The sequence below is a fragment of the Streptomyces sp. NBC_01803 genome (assembly GCF_035917415.1).
Lineage (GTDB): Bacteria > Actinomycetota > Actinomycetes > Streptomycetales > Streptomycetaceae > Streptomyces.
In genome coordinates this window covers 1,920,917-1,938,862 of sequence record NZ_CP109073.1, presented here as the reverse complement: position 1 = coordinate 1,938,862, position 17,946 = coordinate 1,920,917, and the positions used below count along the sequence as shown (strand labels likewise).

The 17,946-nt window shown below is 71.2% G+C and carries 14 protein-coding genes, 1 tRNA gene and 1 pseudogene; 13 read left to right on the top strand and 3 right to left on the bottom strand.

The features are described from left to right. Positions 1 to 4 precede the first annotated feature (4 nt). On the top strand, positions 5 to 1,039 hold the full coding sequence (locus OIE51_RS08240) for a thiopeptide-type bacteriocin biosynthesis protein (protein ID WP_326596569.1): 1,035 nt from the start codon (positions 5 to 7) through the stop codon (positions 1,037 to 1,039). Continuing rightward, on the top strand, positions 1,039 to 1,911 hold the full coding sequence (locus OIE51_RS08235; RefSeq protein WP_326596567.1) for a hypothetical protein: 873 nt from the start codon (positions 1,039 to 1,041) through the stop codon (positions 1,909 to 1,911). Before OIE51_RS08240 ends, OIE51_RS08235 begins: the two co-directional genes overlap by 1 nt. A 117-nt stretch (positions 1,912 to 2,028) precedes the next feature. Here OIE51_RS08235 and OIE51_RS08230 read toward each other — a convergent pair whose 3' ends face one another. Continuing rightward, the gene (locus OIE51_RS08230) at positions 2,029 to 2,583 is read right to left on the bottom strand and encodes a GNAT family N-acetyltransferase (protein WP_326596565.1); all 555 of its coding nucleotides are present in this window, start codon (positions 2,581 to 2,583) and stop codon (positions 2,029 to 2,031) included. A 335-nt stretch (positions 2,584 to 2,918) separates the two neighbouring features. On the opposite strand from OIE51_RS08230, the gene OIE51_RS08225 reads away from it, so the two are divergent. After that, on the top strand, positions 2,919 to 3,794 hold the full coding sequence (locus OIE51_RS08225; protein WP_326596563.1) for an IS5 family transposase: 876 nt from the start codon (positions 2,919 to 2,921) through the stop codon (positions 3,792 to 3,794). Positions 3,795 to 3,905: 111 nt separating this feature from the next. Here the strand turns inward: OIE51_RS08225 and OIE51_RS08220 are convergent, their stop codons facing one another. Next, positions 3,906 to 4,271 (bottom strand): VOC family protein, encoded by a 366-nt coding sequence (locus OIE51_RS08220; RefSeq protein WP_326596561.1) that lies wholly within the window; start codon positions 4,269 to 4,271, stop codon positions 3,906 to 3,908. A 938-nt stretch (positions 4,272 to 5,209) separates the two neighbouring features. Here OIE51_RS08220 and OIE51_RS08215 point away from each other — a divergent pair. Together OIE51_RS08215 and OIE51_RS08210 are read left to right on the top strand one after the other, a co-directional pair. Beyond that, positions 5,210 to 5,338, top strand: a complete 129-nt coding sequence (locus tag OIE51_RS08215; RefSeq protein WP_326596560.1) for a hypothetical protein — start codon at positions 5,210 to 5,212, stop codon at positions 5,336 to 5,338. 61 nt (positions 5,339 to 5,399) lie between these two features. Next, positions 5,400 to 6,383: pseudogene (locus OIE51_RS08210) on the top strand (recombinase family protein); the annotation flags it as partial. 905 nt (positions 6,384 to 7,288) lie between these two features. Here the strand turns inward: OIE51_RS08210 and OIE51_RS08205 are convergent. Continuing rightward, positions 7,289 to 7,360, bottom strand: a tRNA-Arg gene (locus OIE51_RS08205). Between the two features lie 157 nt (positions 7,361 to 7,517). Between OIE51_RS08205 and OIE51_RS08200 the strand changes: the two genes are divergently transcribed. From OIE51_RS08200 to OIE51_RS08165, 8 genes are all read left to right on the top strand, one after another. After that, positions 7,518 to 7,940, top strand: coding sequence for a response regulator (locus OIE51_RS08200; RefSeq protein WP_442811884.1), 423 nt, complete (start codon positions 7,518 to 7,520; stop codon positions 7,938 to 7,940). Beyond that, positions 7,937 to 8,710 (top strand): DALR anticodon-binding domain-containing protein, encoded by a 774-nt coding sequence (locus tag OIE51_RS08195; protein ID WP_326596557.1) that lies wholly within the window; start codon positions 7,937 to 7,939, stop codon positions 8,708 to 8,710. Before OIE51_RS08200 ends, OIE51_RS08195 begins: the two co-directional genes overlap by 4 nt. A gap of 31 nt (positions 8,711 to 8,741) precedes the next feature. Beyond that, positions 8,742 to 10,133 carry a diaminopimelate decarboxylase gene (gene lysA, locus OIE51_RS08190; RefSeq protein WP_326596555.1) on the top strand — a complete coding sequence of 464 codons (1,392 nt, stop codon included), beginning with the start codon at positions 8,742 to 8,744 and terminating at the stop codon, positions 10,131 to 10,133. A 93-nt stretch (positions 10,134 to 10,226) separates the two neighbouring features. Further along, positions 10,227 to 11,519, top strand: coding sequence for a homoserine dehydrogenase (locus tag OIE51_RS08185; RefSeq protein WP_326600550.1), 1,293 nt, complete (start codon positions 10,227 to 10,229; stop codon positions 11,517 to 11,519). 11 nt (positions 11,520 to 11,530) lie between these two features. Beyond that, complete coding sequence (gene thrC / locus OIE51_RS08180) at positions 11,531 to 12,616, top strand: threonine synthase (RefSeq protein WP_442811883.1); 1,086 nt, start codon at positions 11,531 to 11,533, stop codon at positions 12,614 to 12,616. Between the two features lie 538 nt (positions 12,617 to 13,154). After that, entirely contained in the window at positions 13,155 to 14,081 is a 927-nt protein-coding gene (thrB, locus tag OIE51_RS08175) for a homoserine kinase (protein WP_326596554.1), read from the top strand. 413 nt (positions 14,082 to 14,494) lie between these two features. Continuing rightward, the gene (rho, locus tag OIE51_RS08170) at positions 14,495 to 16,519 is read left to right on the top strand and encodes a transcription termination factor Rho (RefSeq protein ID WP_326596551.1); all 2,025 of its coding nucleotides are present in this window, start codon (positions 14,495 to 14,497) and stop codon (positions 16,517 to 16,519) included. A gap of 98 nt (positions 16,520 to 16,617) precedes the next feature. Continuing rightward, the gene (locus tag OIE51_RS08165; protein WP_326596550.1) at positions 16,618 to 17,709 is read left to right on the top strand and encodes an LCP family protein; all 1,092 of its coding nucleotides are present in this window, start codon (positions 16,618 to 16,620) and stop codon (positions 17,707 to 17,709) included. Positions 17,710 to 17,946: the final 237 nt, after the last annotated feature.

The window sequence follows — 17,946 nt, the reverse complement described above, 5'->3', positions numbered from 1 at the left end:
ACCAATGGACACCGAGTCCCCGCCCGGCACCGCTGAGAAGGCCGTCCTCGATGTCCTCTCCGGCACTCCGGTCATGCAAGCGGCAACCCGCGCCGCCATGAAGCCGACCGACCTCGCCGATGCCGTTGAGCTCTACCGAGCCGCCGGACGGGCAGCGCTCGAAGCCCACACCGATTCCCAACGCGACTGGGTCCAGCTCCGCGTCCTGTTCGCCAACTGGGACACCGCCGAACACGTCGCGGCAACTCGCCTCGGCCCTCACCTCCAGCACGCCGACAACGAGGGCACTCTCGACGGCTGGTGGTTCCTGCGGAAGGCCCCCTGCTGGCGCTTGCGACTCCACCCCGGCCCCACCGCTGCCGACATCGAAAAGAACATCGCCACCATCCTGGACGATCTCGTGGCGGACGGGCTGGTCGAACGGTGGTGGCGGCCCGCAGGCTACGAACCCGAAACCCTCGCCTTCGGTGGCCCGGCCGGAATGCGCATCGCCCACCGCCTCTTCCACGCCGACAGCCGCGGCATTCTCGACTACCTGCGCCAGCTCGGCCGCGCCACACCCCACGAGCACACCCTCGGCCGCCGCGAACTTTCCCTTCTGATGTGCACGGCCCTGTTCCAGGGCGCCGGCCAGGACTGGTACGAGCGCGGAGACATCTGGCACCGCGTCACCCGCATGCGGCCCCTGCCTCCCGACACTCCCACCGATCGGCTGCACGCCATGTCCGACACCCTGCGCCGCCTGATGACGGCTGACACCGCCCCCGGCGGAGCACTGTTCGGGCCCAGCGCGCCGCTCAGCTCGGTGGCGTCGTGGGCGGCGGCGGTCACCGACGCCGGCCATCACCTCGCCGACGCGGTCGTCGTCGGCCGCCTCCGGCGCGGTCTGCGGGACATCCTCGCCCACCACGTGATCTTCCACTGGAACCGGCTCGGCCTGTCCGCCCGCACCCAGAGCATCCTCGCCCGAGCGGCGTGCGACGCCGTCATGAACCCGGCCATCAACTCGCCCACGGCCGCCCCGGGAGGAGGCCGCTGATGTGGCCAAAACCCGAAGACCCCGGCGTCGTCCGCCGCATGCGCACCGCCCACCAGCGGGCAGCGGCCCACCTCGGCACGCTGGCCGAACCCGGCGCCTGGGAGGCCTGGGGCTGGCGCGGACGGACTCTCAGCCGACCCGTCACCGCGACCGACGGCCGCGCCTGGCTTCGCCTCGCCGCACGGACCGGACAGCTACCCGACCCGACCTTCTGGGACGGCGCCATCGAGGCCGAGAAGACCCTGCCCGGCTCGATCCCGCGTCCCCGGCTTCGCGCTTGGCACGACTGGACCGACGGCCCCTGGCACTACCGAGCCGAGCTTTACGACCACATCAGCACACTCACCATCGCCGCCACCAGGGCCCCGACGACGATGCCCAGCCTGCCTTCGACATGGTGGAACGCGCTGAGCACCGCCCTCGACACCATCGCAGCAGTCCCCACCCACCGTGTAACCCTCCACCAGCGCTTCCTCGACCGCGCCATGCCGCGCTACCTCGGCACCGCCATCTCCACGACCGCGCCCTCCTGGTCTACCGCCCACGGCGACCTCCATTACGCCAACCTCTGCGCACCGGCCCTCCACCTCCTCGACTGGGAAGGCTGGGGCCGCGCCCCCACCGGCTACGACGCCGCCATGCTCCACAGCTACAGCCTGCTCGTCCCCCCACTCGCCGCCCGGGTCCGCCGCGAAGCCGCTCACATCCTCGACACTCCTGCCGGCCGCTTCGCCGAACTCGCCGTCATCGCCGAACTCCTGGACACCACCGCCCAAGGCGACAACCTCGACCTCGCTGACCCACTCCGCCACCGCGCCAGCCACCTCCTCGGCCGGGAGGTGCCCGCCGTGGCGGTCCGCCAAGATGCATGAGCGACGAGCTGTTGCGGGAGTTTCTGATCAACGGCGGATCTGCTGATCAAGGAGAGACGCCAGGTGAGCGAGACGATGAATCGGGCACGAGTCCGTGGAAGCCTTTCCGGCGGAAGGTTATGGGCATGCCTCGGGGAGTTCCAGGACCATGGCGTCGTAGAGAGGTGAGTCCGGGCCAGGCTGCATCTGGCCGACTTTGCGGTATCCCCACCTTTCGTAAACGGCACGGGTATCCGAGCGACGGCTGTCGACCAGGAGCGAAGTGCGCGGTCCCTTCTGTTGACGCGTCAGTTCCCGGTGGATGGCGTAGCCGATGCCCTGGCCTCGCCAGGGGGATCGCACCATGATCTCGCACAGCCCCCAGGTGCCCTGTCTCCCGTAGTCGGCGACATCCTGGGAGATCGGGTGCAGGACCGACTCCCACTCTTGGAGGTTGTCGCGTCTGCCGTAGGCGTAGCCCACGACCTGTTGGCCGATCTCGCCGATCACGCATCTCCACTCGCCCTCGGTGGCATGACCGAGCAGGCGTTCCTCGAAGCGCGGCAGGGAGAAGAATGGGTCTTCGGCGGCTTCCTGCGCCCAGACTTCGGCATAGACATCCAGGAGTGTCTGCTTGATGTCGGGCAGGTGATTGGGCAGGTAGGTGCTAAGGGTCAGGATTTCGGCGGGCATGCCAACTCCCTGTATCTGGTGAGGAAGTCCTCGGCCGGGGAGTATCCCGGAGCGCGTGCCGTCAGATCATTGGTGAATGTATCCAGGTGGTCCGCCCACCGTCGACTGTGCACCCGGGAAAGGAGGTCCAGCGCTTGCTGGCCTGCCGTGACCGCTTCCTCGACCTCGCCAGCGGCCAGCGTGCTGCGGGCGAGGCTGACGTGAGCGGCGAAGGTATTGCGTTGGTAGGCGGCGGGGGTGCAAGCCACCGCTTCGCGGTCGGCGTGGGCGGCGCGCGGGAAGGCGCCTAGGGCGTGTATCGAAAGTGGATCTTGAGCTGTGAATGATCACAGTTCATGGGGCGGGGAGATCTTACGGATGATCAGTGGGCGGTACTGGGGCCCTTGTTGCCGAAGGGCACGAGAGCGGGTCGGCCGCCTGTCTGGTCTCGGCGGCAGTTGATCGACGGCATACGGTTCCGGGTCCGGACCGGTGTGCCGTGGCGGGACGTGCCCGTCGAGTACGGGCCGTGGGGCCGGGTCTACGACCTGTTCCGCCGGTGGCAGCGGGACGGTACCTGGCACCGACTCCTCACCCGGCTCCAGTCCCTGGCCGACGCCAAGGGTGCGATCACGTGGGACCTGAGCCTCGATTCCACGGTGTGCCGCGCCCATCAGCATGCGGCTGGGGCCCGCAAGCAGGGTGAACTGCAGAAGGAACTACCGGGTGGCGTGTTCGCCGAGCCGGGCGACCACGGGCTGGGACGGTCACGCGGCGGGTTCACCACCAAGCTGCACCTGGCCGTCGAGCAGGGCCAGAAGCCTATGTCGATCGTGATCACGGGTGGGCAGCGCGGCGACTCGCCGCAGTTCGAAGCCGTACTCCAGAGGGTCCGCGTGCCTCGCATCGGGACGGGCCGCCCACGCGTCCGTCCTGATCGGGTTCGAGCGGACAAGGCGTACGCCTCCCGCCGGAACCGCGCCTACCTGCGCCGGCGCGGGATCCGCTGCACCATCCCGGACAAGGCCGATCAGGCGCGCAACCGCAGAAAGCTTGGCTCCCGCGGTGGCCGTCCACCGAAGTTCGACCCGGAGGACTACAAGGCTCGGAACGCCGTCGAGTGCGGCATCAATCGCCTCAAGAGACACCGCGCCGTGGCCACGAGGTACGACAAACTCGCGGTCCGTTACGAGGCAACTGTCCTGGTAGCGGCCATCAACGAGTGGCTGTGACCAGCACATTCGACGCCATGCCCTCTCCGAGGCGGCCAGCCGCTGATGCACCGCTCGCCCACGCCTGAGTGGTACGGCGTCTGACGGCGGATGCCTGTCACGCCAGTGATGTCAGGAAGACGTCAGGCAGAAGGGGTGGCCAGCCGGATCCAGAAGTACGCGCCAGCGTCCGTCGCCGGGCTGATGATCCGGTTTGGCCGCGCCGAGTTCCAGCGCCAGCTCTTCCGTCGCATCCAGGTCGTCAGTGCGGAAATCCAGGTGGAACTGTTGCGGCACGTCCTGACCCGGCCACTGCGGAGCCCGGTATCCGTCAACCCGCTGGAATCCCAGATCACAGCCGGAGCCGTCCGACAGCGCGACGAACTCGTCCGTACTGAAGATCTCGCGCATCCCGGTCAGCGCACCGTAGAAGCCCGCCAGCGTCCGCGGGTCGGCACAGTCCAGAGTCACCCCTCGCAGTTCAGCGCCTGGCATCATTCGCTCCTTCGTGTCCGCGGGTCTGACTCCGTAAGCCGACGCTGCACGCGATCACCAGCCCACAGCCACACCGTACTCGCCACATCCACCACTGAAGTAACGGTTTAACCCGTGCCTCAGAGCAACGGGTGGCTGTGACCAGCGCTTTCGATACACGCCCTAGCGGACCTCATCGATCCCGGTTACCACGGCCGGATCGCCCTCGTCGTCACCTCACCCCCCTATGGCGCTTCCGCCCACGGCCAGGTCCGCTCCTCCCGGGAGACCGGCACCCCCGGCGTCGTCAAGAGCAACTGGCGCTACAGCCGCGACCCCCGCAACCTCGCCCACGCCCCCACCGATCACCTCCTCGCGGCTGTCACTCGCATCCTGGCCCAGTCGAACCGCGTGCTGCGCCCCGGTGGCACGGTCGTGGTCACCGCCCGCCCGTGGAGGGAACGCGGTGAACTCGTCGACTTGCCCACCGGCGTCCTGGCTGCCGGACGCCAGGCCGGGCTGGTGCCGGTCGAGCGCTGTGCCGCTCTGCTGGCCGGTATCCGAGACAACCGGCTCATCCTCCGACCCTCCTTCTTCCAGATGAAGAACATCTCCGACGCTCGCCGCACCGGACTACCCCTTCACCTCATCGCCCACGAAGATGTCCTCATCTTCCGCAAGCCCGGCGCGCATACCCCCAGCCGGAGTCAGTGCGGCAGACCCCGCCGCTCGGCGCCGTGCCGGACGGGGGTCCTCAGCTGTACGGCGAACCGCTGCCACGCGGTGCCACCTCTGGCGGAGACACCTCGGTGACTGAGGCCATTTCCCCCGCCGTCCCCCTTCCGGGGGACGGCGGGCTTGAAGAGCGTGCCGAGGTGGAGCGTCCATGGTCGTTGGTCGCCCGTCACGGGGCAGGGGCCGCCGATGACGGAGAGACACCGTCGGGAGCGGCCCGGCCCCGGGTGATCGTCGAGTACGTCGTCGTCGACGGCGAGGATGCTGAGGTCCTCCGGGAGCGTCAGGCCATGGCCATCCGAGTGGTCGTCGAGTGGGTCTTCCACCACTCCACGACCGCCGGCCGGGAAGCGTGAGAACGGCCGTGGGGTTCGTTGGCACTTCTCGCCGCGCGACCGTGGAAAGGTCAACAGCCCTATGCAGCACACGCCGTCCCGGGCCCATGCCTGGTCACCCCCCGTCCCTGACCGGCCATGGTCCGCAGCCGCCGTTCCCGACGTGCTCTCGGCCCCGGTCACCGTTCCGGTCGCGTGGCTCGGCCGTACCTCTACGGAGGATCAGCAGGACCCGACCCTCTCGCTTCCCCGCCAACTGGAGAACGCGAGGAAAGCCCTGCCACCGGGCTGGGTCATCGTCGCCCACTTCTACGACGTCGAATCCGGCCGCAAGGACCCTGACGCCCGCGGCCGGTCCGCCGCCTACACCCGATTCAATATCCCGATCCCGCGCGACGGCGGCATCGCCGACCTGCTGGGAGAGTCCCAGCGCCCCGATCGGCGTTTCGCCGCCGTCATCTGCGAATCCATCGAACGCGTCGCCCGCCGCACCTACTTCGGCACCAAGATCGAGTACCAGCTCGAACAGTCCGGTGTCGCTCTGTGCGCCGCCGACGAGCCCATCGTCACCGGCCGCCGCGCCAAGCGGGCGACGCCGGTCCTGACCCGCAGGGTCAAGCAAGCGGTCTCCGAGTGGTACGTCCTGCAGATGCTGGAGCTATCCTGGGACGGCTTCGTCGAACACACACGCCAAGGGTGGAACACCGGCAAACCACCCTACGGATACCTCGCCCAGAAGGTCCCTCACCCCGTTCCGGCCCGCCGCGCCGAAGGCCGAACCAAACACCGGCTCGTCCCGGACCCGGAACGGGCACCCGCCGTCACCAGGATCTTCCAGCTTCGCGCCCTGGACGGGCTTGGTTACGACAGCATCGCCGACCGGCTCAACCTCCGTCCCGACCGGTACCCACCACCCCAGCCGACCCGCTCTCACGCGGCTCTCGGCCGGTGGAGCGGATCCGCGGTCCGGGAGATCCTGCGCAACCCCAAGTACACCGGCTACCAGGTGTGGAACCGCCGCGCTACGAAGAAAGGCGGGCGCAACAACGACGCCACCGAATGGGTCTGGTCACCCCAGCCCACGCACGAACCGCTCATCACCCGCGAACTGTTCGACAAAGCAGCCGTTCTGGCCGGGAAACGCCAGGGATCACGCACAACCCCGGGACTGAATACGCACCCAGCAGCCCGCCGCTCCTACACCCTGCGCTCCTACGTGCGCTGCGACATCTGCGACCGACGCATGCACGGCAAGACGCGCCGTGGCATCGCCTATTACGCCTGTCAGCCCGACTCCAACGAACACCGTGACGAGGACTGGTACCGCCTCCACCCGCGCGGCCTGTGGATCCGCGAGGAAGTGCTCCTCACAGCCGTATCCGACTTCTTCACCACGCGCCTCTTCGGCCCTGACCGCCGCACGCACCTCGCCACCACCCTCGCGGCCGTGAAGCCGCCGGACGAGGACGCCCAAGCGGTAGAGCGGGCCGGGCTGGAACGTTCGATCACGGAGTTGGAACGCAGGCAGTCCCGGCTCATCCGGAGCCTCGCCGAGGGCATCGCGGGGGACGACACCGAGACGGAGAGGAGCTTTCGGGAGGCGATCCGCACCGAACATGCCGCGCTTGAGCGGCAGCGGCAGGACCTTCGCCGCCGACTCGCCGCGCTCGACGCCACGGCCACCGGGGGACCGCCTGACGATGACCCGAGCCTGCTGGACGCGCTGCCGCGACTCAACCTGAGAGTGGCCGACTGCCCGGAGGCCGTCCAGCGACAGTTGTACGACGCCTTCGGGATGGAAGTGCGTTACAGCCGCCCGCGCGAAGAGATCGCGATCCGGGTTCTGGTCACTGGCGACACTCTCGAAGCTGCGCAGCAGACCGCCGAGCAGCTAGGGAAGAAAGGCGAGCGGGACAAAAACCGGCTCGATTCGATGAACCGCCATGGATCAAAGCGTTCCCATGTTCTGGGTGCCCCCGGCAGGATTCGAACCTGCGCACACGGCTCCGGAGGCCGTTGCTCTATCCCCTGAGCTACGGGGGCGGTTGTCGTCTCGATGCGGCGACGGGTAGAACCCTACCAGCTCGGCGGAGGTCTCCCGCACTCCGCTTTCCGTACGTGGGTGCGGGTGGCGCTACTACCGGGTACTTCTTTGCGAAAGTGCCGGACGCGGGGTCGGGAGCGTGCTTACCCTTGGGGTGTGCCAGGCGCTCCCGGCCGGGTCCTTGTCGTTGACGACAGCCAGGTCATCCGGCAGTTGATCAGAGTGAATCTTGAGCTCGACGGCTTCGAGGTCGAGACCGCGTCCGATGGCGCCGAGTGTCTGGAGGCCGTGCTCCTCTTCCAGCCCGACGCGATCACGCTCGACCTCGCCATGCCCCGGCTCGACGGGCTGCGGACCGTCGCCAGGCTGCGGCACGATCCGCGTACGGCGGATATTCCGCTCGTTCTCGTCAGCGCCAGCGTTCTCGTGCGGGACCTGCCGTGCGGGGACGGCGGGGTCGACGCCGTGCTCGCCAAGCCCTTCGAGCCGGCCGAGTTGGTGCGGCTCGTGCGGCGGCTCTGTGACGAGGGACGGCCGCCCGCCGTGCGGCTGGCGGGGCCTCGTACGCTTGCCCCGTGACCCCGGCCCAGCTCTCCCGCGCCGTGCTGCGCTCCGCGCGTGAGCTGGGCGTGGCCGGCCCGCTGCCCGACCGTGTGCAATTGCGACCACGTGGGGACGGGATCTGGGGGACCGCGATCGCCCTGCGGCTGGCCGGGGCGGCGGGCCTGTCCGCCGACGACGTGGCCCGGGGCATCGGCGAGCGGCTCGTCGCCGTGCCGGGGGTGCGGGGCGTCGAGGTGCGCGAGGGCGGGTTCCTGCAGATCACGCTGGCCGAGGGGCATCAGGCGGACCTGCTCCGCGAGCTCACCGACGGGCCGGCGCCCGGAAATCCGCCCGAGCAGCTGCCCGAGCAGCTGCCCGAGGACCCGGCCAACGACGCCGCCCGCTGGGCCGAGGCCGCCGGAGGGCCGGTCTCGCTCGTGCAGCGCGACGAGAATCCACTGTTCCGCGTCCGCTACGCGCACGCCCGCGCCCAGGCGTTGCTGCGCGGCGGCCGGGCGCTCGGGCTCGCGCCCGAGCCCGGCGCCGCCGTGCTCGCGCACCGGAGCGAACGGGCGCTCCTCGCCGCCCTCGGCGAGCAGGTCACCGGCGGCGAACGGATGGCCCGGCGGCTGCTCCTCGTCGCCGACGCCTTTCTCGCGACGGAACGGGAGCGGTCCGCCCTGCCCGTCGGGGACGAGGAGCCCGCGGCCCGCCACCGGGCCCGGCTGGCCCTCGCCCGGGCCGCGGCGCTGGTGCTCGCCCGCGGACTGCGCGAGCTCGGCATCAGCGCGCCCGACCATCTGTAAGCCTGTAAGCGCGCACGAAGGAGACACGACCATGAGCCGTTCCGCTCATCCCGCCGGGCCACGGCACGCCGACGTGATGCCCGAGGGGCACTACACCGCGCCGCCCGTCGACATCAACGCGCTCGTGCCCAAGATCTGGGCCCGGACCGTGCGGCGCGGCGCCGACGGGGCGCTCACTGTCTCCGGGGTCGCCGTGCGGGAGCTGGCCCGCGAGTTCGGCACCCCGGCCTTCGTGCTGGACGAGGCCGACTTCCGCGCCCGCTGCCGTGCCTGGCACGACGCCTTCGGGGCCGGGGGCGACGTCTACTACGCGGGCAAGGCGTTCCTGTCGCGGGCCGTCGTCCGCTGGCTGGACGAGGAGGGGCTCAACCTCGACGTCTGCACGGGCGGCGAGCTCGCCACCGCGCTGGCGGGCGGCATGCCGCCCGAGCGCCTCGCCCTGCACGGGAACAACAAGTCGGTCGCCGAGATCGACCGCGCCGTCGAGGTGGGGGTCGGGCGGATCGTCATCGACTCGTTCCAGGAGATCGAACGGGTCGCCGCCGCCGCGGCCCGGCACGGCGTCCGGCAGTGCGTGCAGATCCGCGTCACGGTCGGCGTCGAGGCCCACACCCACGAGTTCATCGCGACCGCGCACGAGGACCAGAAGTTCGGGCTGGGGCTCGCCGATGGCGCCGCCGCCGAGGCCGTCCGCCGCGTGCTGGGGCAGCCGGACCTCGTGCTGGCCGGGCTCCACTCGCACATCGGCTCGCAGATCTTCGACGTGGCCGGGTTCGAGGTCTCGGCCCGACGCCTGGTGGCCCTGCTGGCGGACGTGCGCGACGAGCACGGCGTCGAGCTGCCCGAGCTCGACCTCGGCGGCGGTCTCGGCATCGCCTACACTCCCACCGACGACCCGCGCGAGCCGCACGAGATCGCCAAGTCGCTGGGCGAGATCGTCAGCCGCGAGTGCCACGTCTCCGGGCTGAGCGTGCCGCGGCTGTCCGTGGAGCCGGGCCGGGCGATCGTCGGGCCGACCGCGTTCACGCTCTACGAGGTGGGCACCATCAAGCCGCTCCCCGGCCTGCGTACCTACGTCAGCGTCGACGGCGGGATGTCGGACAACATCAGGACCGCGCTGTACGACGCCGAGTACTCGGTGGTCCTGGCGTCCCGTGCCTCGGACGCCGAGCCGGTGCTCGTCCGGGTCGTCGGCAAGCACTGTGAGAGCGGCGACATCGTGGTCCGTGACGCCTGGCTGCCGGCCGACGTCGCCCCCGGCGATCTGCTCGCCGTGCCCGCCACCGGCGCGTACTGCCGCTCGATGGCCAGCAACTACAACCACACGCCCCGCCCGCCCGTGGTCGCTGTCGCGGACGGCTCGGCCCGGGTCATCGTGCGCCGCGAGACCGAAGAGGATTTGCTGCGGCTGGACGTCGGCTGAGGAAGGCCGTCCGCATACTGAACGTGTGGCGGACGTTTCTTCGTATGTACGTGAGACTGGTAGTCCCTGAGTGATGTCGGAAGGCGAGGTCGAATCGTGCGCGCTCGTCCGTTGAAGGTGGCGCTGCTTGGCTGCGGAGTCGTCGGCTCGCAGGTGGCCCGCCTGATGGCGACGCACGCCGACGATCTCGCGGCCCGCATCGGCGCACCCGTGGAGCTGGCCGGAGTCGCCGTGCGGCGCCCCGGGAGGGCGCATGGCACGGTGGCCCCCGAGCTGATCACCACGGACGCCGCCGCGCTCGTCGCGCGCGGCGACATCGACGTCGTCGTGGAGCTGATCGGCGGCATCGAGCCGGCCCGCACGCTGATCAACTCCGCGTTCGAGCACGGCGCCAGCGTCGTCACGGCGAACAAGGCGCTGCTGGCCGAGGACGGCCCCGCGCTGTACGCCGCCGCCGCCCGGCGGGCGGCCGATCTGTACTTCGAGGCGTCCGTCGCCGGGGCCATCCCGCTGCTGCGGCCGTTGCGCGAGTCCCTGGCCGGGGACAAGGTCAACCGCGTCCTCGGCATTGTCAACGGCACCACCAACTTCATCCTCGACCGCATGGAGTCCAGCGGCGCCGGCTACGGCGAGGCGCTGGAGGAGGCGACGGCCCTCGGATACGCCGAGGCCGACCCGACCGCCGACGTCGAGGGCTTCGACGCCGCCGCCAAGGCCGCGATCCTGGCCGGGATCGCCTTCCACACCCGCGTCCGTCTCGACGACGTGCACCGCGAGGGCATCACCGAGGTCACCGCCGCCGACATCGCCTCCGCGCGGCAGATGGGCTGCACGGTCAAGCTGCTGGCCATCTGCGAGCGCACCGAGGACGGCCGCTCGGTGACCGCCCGCGTGCACCCGGCGATGATCCCGCTCAGCCACCCGCTGGCGTCGGTGCGCGAGGCGTACAACGCGGTCTTCGTCGAGGCCGACGCCGCCGGCCAGCTCATGTTCTACGGGCCGGGCGCGGGCGGCGCGCCCACCGCGTCGGCGGTGCTGGGCGACCTCGTCGCCGCCTGCCGCAACAAGCTCGGCGGGGGCCGCGGGCCGGGGGAGTCGGCGTACGCCCGGCTTCCGGTGAGCCCGATGGGCGAGGTCGTCACGCGGTACCACATCAGTCTGGACGTGGCGGACAAACCCGGTGTGCTCGCGCAGTGCGCCATGGTTTTCGCCGATCACGGCGTGTCCATCGACACCGTCCGGCAGACCGGCAAGGACGGCGAGGCCCAGCTCGTCGTCGTCACGCACCGGGCGTCCGACGCCGCGCTGAGCGCGACGGTCGAGGCGTTGCGCAGACTGGATACCGTGCACGGTGTCGCGAGCACCATGCGGGTCGAAGGGGAATAGGGAGCACTGCCATGGACGCACCCGTCATGTCCGCTACCACCAGCCGCCAGTGGCGCGGGGTGATCGAGGAGTACCGGGACCGGCTGCCGGTCACCCCCGAGACGCCCGTCGTGTCGCTGGGGGAGGGTGGCACTCCACTCGTACGGGCCCAGGTGCTCTCGGAGCGCACGCGCTGTGACGTTCATCTCAAGGTCGAGGGCGCCAATCCGACCGGATCGTTCAAGGACCGGGGGATGACGCTGGCGATCTCGCGGGCCAAGGAGGAAGGGGCCCGGGCCGTCATCTGCGCCTCGACGGGGAACACCTCGGCCTCGGCCGCCGCGTACGCGGTGCGGGCCGGGATGGTCTGCGCGGTGCTGGTCCCGCAGGGCAAGATCGCACTGGGCAAGATGGGCCAGGCGCTGGTCCACGGCTCGCGCATCCTCCAGGTCGACGGGAATTTCGACGACTGCCTGACGCTGGCCCGCGGCCTCGCCGAGAAGTACCCGGTGGCGCTGGTCAACTCGGTGAACCCGGTGCGGATCGAGGGCCAGAAGACCGCCGCGTTCGAGATCGTCGACATGCTCGGCGACGCCCCGGACATCCACGTGCTGCCGGTGGGCAACGCGGGGAACATCACGGCGTACTGGAAGGGCTACGGGGAGTACGCGGCCGACGGCCCGGCCTCGCGTACGCCCCGCATGTGGGGGTACCAGGCGTCCGGCTCGGCGCCGATCGTGCGCGGCGCGCCGGTGAAGGACCCGGCCACCATCGCCACCGCGATCCGCATCGGCAACCCGGCGTCCTGGGCCTTCGCCGAGCGCGCGCGCGACGAGTCGGGTGGGCACATCGACGAGGTGACGGACCGCCAGATCCTCGCGGCCTACCGGCTGTTGGCGGCTCAGGAGGGCGTCTTCGTGGAGCCGGCCTCGGCCGCCTCGGTGGCCGGCCTGCTGAAGGCGGCTGAGGAGGGCAAGGTCGATCCGGGCCAGCGCATCGTGTGCACGGTGACCGGCAACGGCCTGAAGGACCCCGACTGGGCCGTCTCCGGTGCCCCCCGCCCCGAAACGGTCCCGGTCGACGCGACCGCCGCCGCCGCCCGCCTCGGCCTGGCCTGAGACACGCGGCCCGGCGGGACCCCGGACCCGGACCACGACCCCGGACCCCGGACGCCGGCCACGGTCGGCACGCCGCTCCGTCGGCCCCGCGGCGCGGCGGCGACCGACTCACCGACGCCGCCGTCGTCCGCGAAGATCAACCAGCCGCCGGATGGCGGCACTTGTGCCGGGGAGACCCGGACCCCGGCCTCGGCCTCGGCCCCGGCACGTCGCCGGGTCCGGGCCGGACGTGCCTCACCGACGCCCGGCCCGAGTCACCGTCCCGGCCCGAGTCACCGTCCCGGCCCGGTCACCGTCCCGGACAGAGCACCGTCCTGGAGAGGAAAAGGGGACGCCCCGACACGCCCCGGGGCGGGGAGTGCGGAACGACACCGGTCGTCCCTGTATCGCGTCTGAACCTTCCTTCGATAGGCTGGTATTCGTCCCTCGCCGTGTCCTGCTCGCTGTCACCTCCGCGATGCAGGGCGCACGCCGCTGTTTCGGCGTCCCGCGCCAGCGGGGACATGCCGCACATCTCACCAAGGAGAGTCATCGAGCGATGGCCCATCCCGCCTTCCGAGCCGCCGCCGTACGGGTGCGTACGCCCGCGACCAGCGCCAATCTCGGGCCCGGTTTCGACGCTCTCGGCCTGGCCCTGGGTCTTTACGACGACGTGGTCGTCCGGGTGGCGGAGTCCGGGCTGCACGTGGACATCGCGGGTGAGGGCGCCGACTCCCTGCCCCGCGACGAGCGGAATCTCCTGATCCGCACCCTGCGCACCGCCTTCGACGCGCTCGGCGGGCAGCCGCGCGGCCTGGAGGTCGTCTGCGCCAACCGCATCCCGCACGGGCGCGGCCTCGGCTCGTCGTCGGCCGCGATCTGCGCCGGGCTCGTCGCCGCCAGGGCCGTGACCACGGGCGCGGAGAGCCGGCTCGACGACGCGGCGCTGCTGGAGCTGGCGGCGGAGATCGAGGGGCATCCGGACAACGTCGCGGCCTGCCTGCTCGGTGGCTTCACGCTGGCCTGGGGCGAGGGTGCCGCCGTCCGGGCGATCCGGATGGAGCCGGCCGCCACGATCGTGCCCGTCGTCTTCGTGCCCGCCCGTCCGCTGGCCACCGAGACCGCGCGCGGGCTGCTGCCGCAGTCGGTGCCGCATGTGGACGCCGCGGCGAACGCGGGCCGGGCCGCTCTGCTGGTCGAGGCGCTGACGCGCCGCCCCGAGCTGCTGTTTCCGGCCACGGAGGACCGCCTGCACCAGGACTACCGGGCGTCCGCGATGCCCGAGTCCACGGACCTGGTCACCCGGCTGCGGGCGGACGGCGTGCCCGCCGTCATCTCCGGCGCGGGGCCCACGGTGCTCGCCCTCGCGGAGGCCGGCGAGGCCGACAAGATCGCCCGGCTGGCGGGCGACGGCTGGACGGCCAACAGGCTGGCCCTGGACACGGTGGGAGCCTGCGTCCTGCCGCTGGCCGGAGCCGGTCAGTGACGCGGTCGCGCGGCGGCGACAGGGGGATCGCCGAAGAATGGGGAGAGGGGGAATGAAGGCAGGATCCAGTAGTGTTAATCTCAAGTCTGCACGTACCGCCCCGCTGGGCGCCGTGCTGAATTCCGGGGTCCCACCTCCTGGGACCACCTCTTCTTCCGGGAGCCTCCACTCATCTGCCTGAGCAGCCTGCCTGGTAGCACCGAGCGCACGCTCCGGAACCGGTGTGACGGTTTCCGACTCCGAGACCTCGGTTTCCGAAGCCCCCCGCACCACCACCTTGAAATGATCCTCCGCCGCGCGACGCGCGGGCGGGATTACCGCACCGGCCGGCCCACCGCACGAGGCCGCAGCCGGACAGCACGACCGGTCGCCGAGCCAGACAGGCCGACGTCCGCTCCAGGGAAGGACCCTTCGTGAGCGACACCACCGATCTGATGGGCGTGAGTGCCGACACCGCCGACAAGACTGCCGGTGCTGCCACCGCGTCCGCCACGGACGCTCCTGCCGCCACCGCCGCGCCGCGGCGCCGGCGCTCGGGTACCGGCCTCGACGGCATGGTTCTCGCCGAGTTGCAGCAGGTCGCCGCCAGGCTGGGGATCAGGGGCACCGCGCGGATGCGCAAGAGCCAACTGATCGAGGTCATCAAGGAGAAGCAGGCCGACGGCGGCGCGGGCGCCGCGCCGACGGCGAACGGTGACGGCAAGGCGGCTGACGCCGCGTCCGCCGAGAAGCCGAAGCGCCGCACCACCTCACGGGCCCGCACCGGTGAGGAAGCCGCTCAGCAGCAGATCGAGATCCCGGTCCAGGCCGCCGAGACCAAGGCGGCGCCGGCCGAGACCGGCGACCGGGACCGCGCCGACCGGACCGAGCGCGCCGACCGGACCGACACGGCGCAGGACGCCTCGGCCATCGGTGACGCGGCCAAGGCCGGCGAGGGCCAGTCCGACCGGCAGGGCAAGCGGGACCGCGACCGCCGGGGCGGTGGCAAGAACGGCGGCCAGGGCCAGGGCGGCCAGAGCCAGACCGGCAAGGGTGAGGGCCGCGGCGGCCGGGACAGCCGCGACAACCGGGAGAACCGTGACAGTCGCGGTGGCCGGGACAATCGTGACAGCCGTGACAGCCGTGACAGCCGCGACAACCGTGACAGCCGGGAGAACCGCGACGGCCGCGACAACCGTGACAACGGCGGTCCGGACGACGACTTCGACGGCGGACGCCGGGGCCGCAGGGGCCGCTACCGCGACCGCCGCGGGCGGCGCGGGCGCGACGAGATCAGCGAGCCGCAGGTCGCCGACGACGACGTCCTGATCCCGGTCGCGGGCATCCTCGACATCCTCGACAACTACGCCTTCGTCCGGACCTCCGGCTACCTGCCGGGCCCCAACGACGTGTACGTGTCGCTGGCTCAGGTCCGCAAGAACGGCCTGCGCAAGGGCGACCACGTCACCGGCGCGGTCCGCCAGCCCCGCGAGGGCGAGCGGCGCGAGAAGTTCAACGCGCTGGTCCGCCTGGACTCGGTGAACGGCATGGCCGCCGAATCCGGGCGCGGGCGCCCGGAGTTCAACAAGCTGACCCCGCTGTACCCGCAGGAGCGGCTGCGCCTGGAGAACGACCCGGGCGCGCTGACCCCGCGGATCATCGACATGGTCTCGCCCATCGGCAAGGGCCAGCGCGGTCTGATCGTGGCCCCGCCGAAGACCGGCAAGACCATGATCATGCAGTCGGTGGCCAACGCCATCACCCGCAACAACCCCGAGTGCCACCTGATGGTCGTCCTCGTCGACGAGCGCCCGGAAGAGGTCACCGACATGCAGCGCTCGGTGAAGGGCGAGGTCATCTCCTCGACCTTCGACCGGCCTTCGGAGGACCACACCACGGTCGCGGAGCTGGCCATCGAGCGGGCCAAGCGGCTCGTCGAGCTCGGCCACGACGTGGTCGTTCTGCTGGACTCGATCACCCGCCTCGGCCGCGCGTACAACCTGGCCGCGCCCGCCTCGGGCCGCATCCTGTCCGGTGGTGTCGACTCCGCCGCGCTCTACCCGCCGAAGAAGTTCTTCGGCGCCGCCCGCAACATCGAGGACGGCGGCTCGCTGACCATCCTCGCCACCGCGCTGGTCGAGACCGGCTCGCGGATGGACGAGGTGATCTTCGAGGAGTTCAAGGGCACCGGCAACATGGAGCTCAAGCTCGACCGGAAGCTCGCCGACAAGCGGATCTTCCCGGCCGTGGACGTGGACGCCTCCGGCACCCGTAAGGAGGAGATCCTGATGGGCAGCGACGAGCTGGCCATCGTCTGGAAGCTCCGCCGGGTGCTGCACGCGCTGGACCAGCAGCAGGCCATCGAGCTGCTGCTGGACAAGATGAAGCAGACGAAGTCGAACGCCGAGTTCCTGCTCCAGATCCAGAAGACCACGCCCACCCCGGGCAACGGCGACTGATCCGTACCGCTCCGCCCTCCGCCCCTCTCGGCCCGCCGCGGCCGAGGGGGGCGGAGGCATGACAGGCGAAGTCCGGCATATGGGGGCACAATGGGTGAATGGGCCCCCTGTCGGATAGTGAACGGGCGGCGGCGCGGCCCCGTCGTTCGGGGCGGGCTCGTCTGCTGCGGACCGCGGTCATCGCGCTGATCGCGGTTCTGGTGCTGACCGGGGCGGGGGCCGGGGCGCTGTATCTCAAGCTCGACGGCAACATCTCGCACATCGACATCGACGCCGCCCTCGGCCGGGACCGGCCCGCCGACAGCCCGGGCGACTCCCTCGACATCCTCGTCCTCGGCTCCGACTCCCGCTCGGGGGAGAACGGCGCCTACGGTGGCCCGGACGCCCAGGAGGACGCCCGCGCCGACACCGCGATGGTCGTCCACGTCAACGAGGCGCGCGACGCGGCCACCGTCGTCTCCATTCCCCGCGACACCCTCGTGCCCCGCCCCGCGTGCGAGCGCGGCGACGGCTCCACCGCCCCCGCCGAGCGCCGCGCGATGTTCAACGAGGCGTACACCGTCGGCGGCCCGGTCTGCGCCGTCAAGACCGTCGAGGACCTGACCGGCCTGCGCATGGACCACTACATCGAGGTGGACTTCAAGGGCTTCGCCGAGCTGATCGACACCCTCGGCGGCGTGGAGATCACCACCAGCGAGGCGATCGAGGACGAGGACAGCCACCTGAGCCTCCCGGCCGGTACCCACACCCTCGACGGCGAGCAGTCCCTCGCCCTGGTCCGCACCCGGAAGGCGATCGGCGACGGCAGCGACCTCAGCCGCATCGAGGTCCAGCAGGCGTTCGTCAAGGCGCTGGCCGGACAGGTCGGTTCCCTGGGGCTGACGACCAATCCCAAGCGGCTCTACGAGCTCGCCGACACCGCCACCTCCGCCGTGACCACCGACTCGGATCTCGCCTCGGTCTCCGAGCTCACCGGGCTGGCGCGCGACCTGGCGGACATCGGCCCGGCCGATCTGGAGATGATCACCCTCCCCGTCGCCCGCGATCCCGCCGACCCCAACCGCGTCGCGCCGCTGGAGCGCGAGTCCCGCCAGGTGTGGACCGCCCTGCGGCGCGACGAGCCGGTCCCCGAGTCCGCGATCCCGGACTCCGGCGACGACGGGGACGACACCCTCGTCGCCGACGAGTGACCGGACGGGTGACCGGGCGGGTGACCGGGCGGGCGACCGGGCGGGTGACCGGGCGGGTGACCGGGCGGGTGACCGGGCGGGTGACCGTCCCGCCGACCGGGGCGGGCGGCGGGAATAGCGGTGCCCCCGGGCTCGTTTTGGCAGGTGCGCCCAGTCCTGGCAGACTGGAGCGTCGGTCCCGGTTCACGGCGCGCATCCCGCGTGCCGACCCGGTGCCCTCCCGGAATCTAGGAGACG

Bases quoted from the DNA above. Each gene is read 5' to 3' on its own strand.
- OIE51_RS08240 (WP_326596569.1), top strand. From the start codon at position 5: ATGGACACCGAGTCCCCGCCCGGCACCGCTGAGAAGGCCGTCCTCGAT.
- OIE51_RS08235 (WP_326596567.1), top strand. From the start codon at position 1,039: ATGTGGCCAAAACCCGAAGACCCCGGCGTCGTCCGCCGCATGCGCACC.
- OIE51_RS08230 (WP_326596565.1), bottom strand. From the start codon at position 2,583: ATGCCCGCCGAAATCCTGACCCTTAGCACCTACCTGCCCAATCACCTG.
- OIE51_RS08225 (WP_326596563.1), top strand. From the start codon at position 2,919: ATGGGGCGGGGAGATCTTACGGATGATCAGTGGGCGGTACTGGGGCCC.
- OIE51_RS08220 (WP_326596561.1), bottom strand. From the start codon at position 4,271: ATGATGCCAGGCGCTGAACTGCGAGGGGTGACTCTGGACTGTGCCGAC.
- lysA (WP_326596555.1), top strand. From the start codon at position 8,742: ATGAGCCGTTCCGCTCATCCCGCCGGGCCACGGCACGCCGACGTGATG.
- thrC (WP_442811883.1), top strand. From the start codon at position 11,531: ATGGACGCACCCGTCATGTCCGCTACCACCAGCCGCCAGTGGCGCGGG.
- thrB (WP_326596554.1), top strand. From the start codon at position 13,155: ATGGCCCATCCCGCCTTCCGAGCCGCCGCCGTACGGGTGCGTACGCCC.
- OIE51_RS08165 (WP_326596550.1), top strand. From the start codon at position 16,618: ATGGGCCCCCTGTCGGATAGTGAACGGGCGGCGGCGCGGCCCCGTCGT.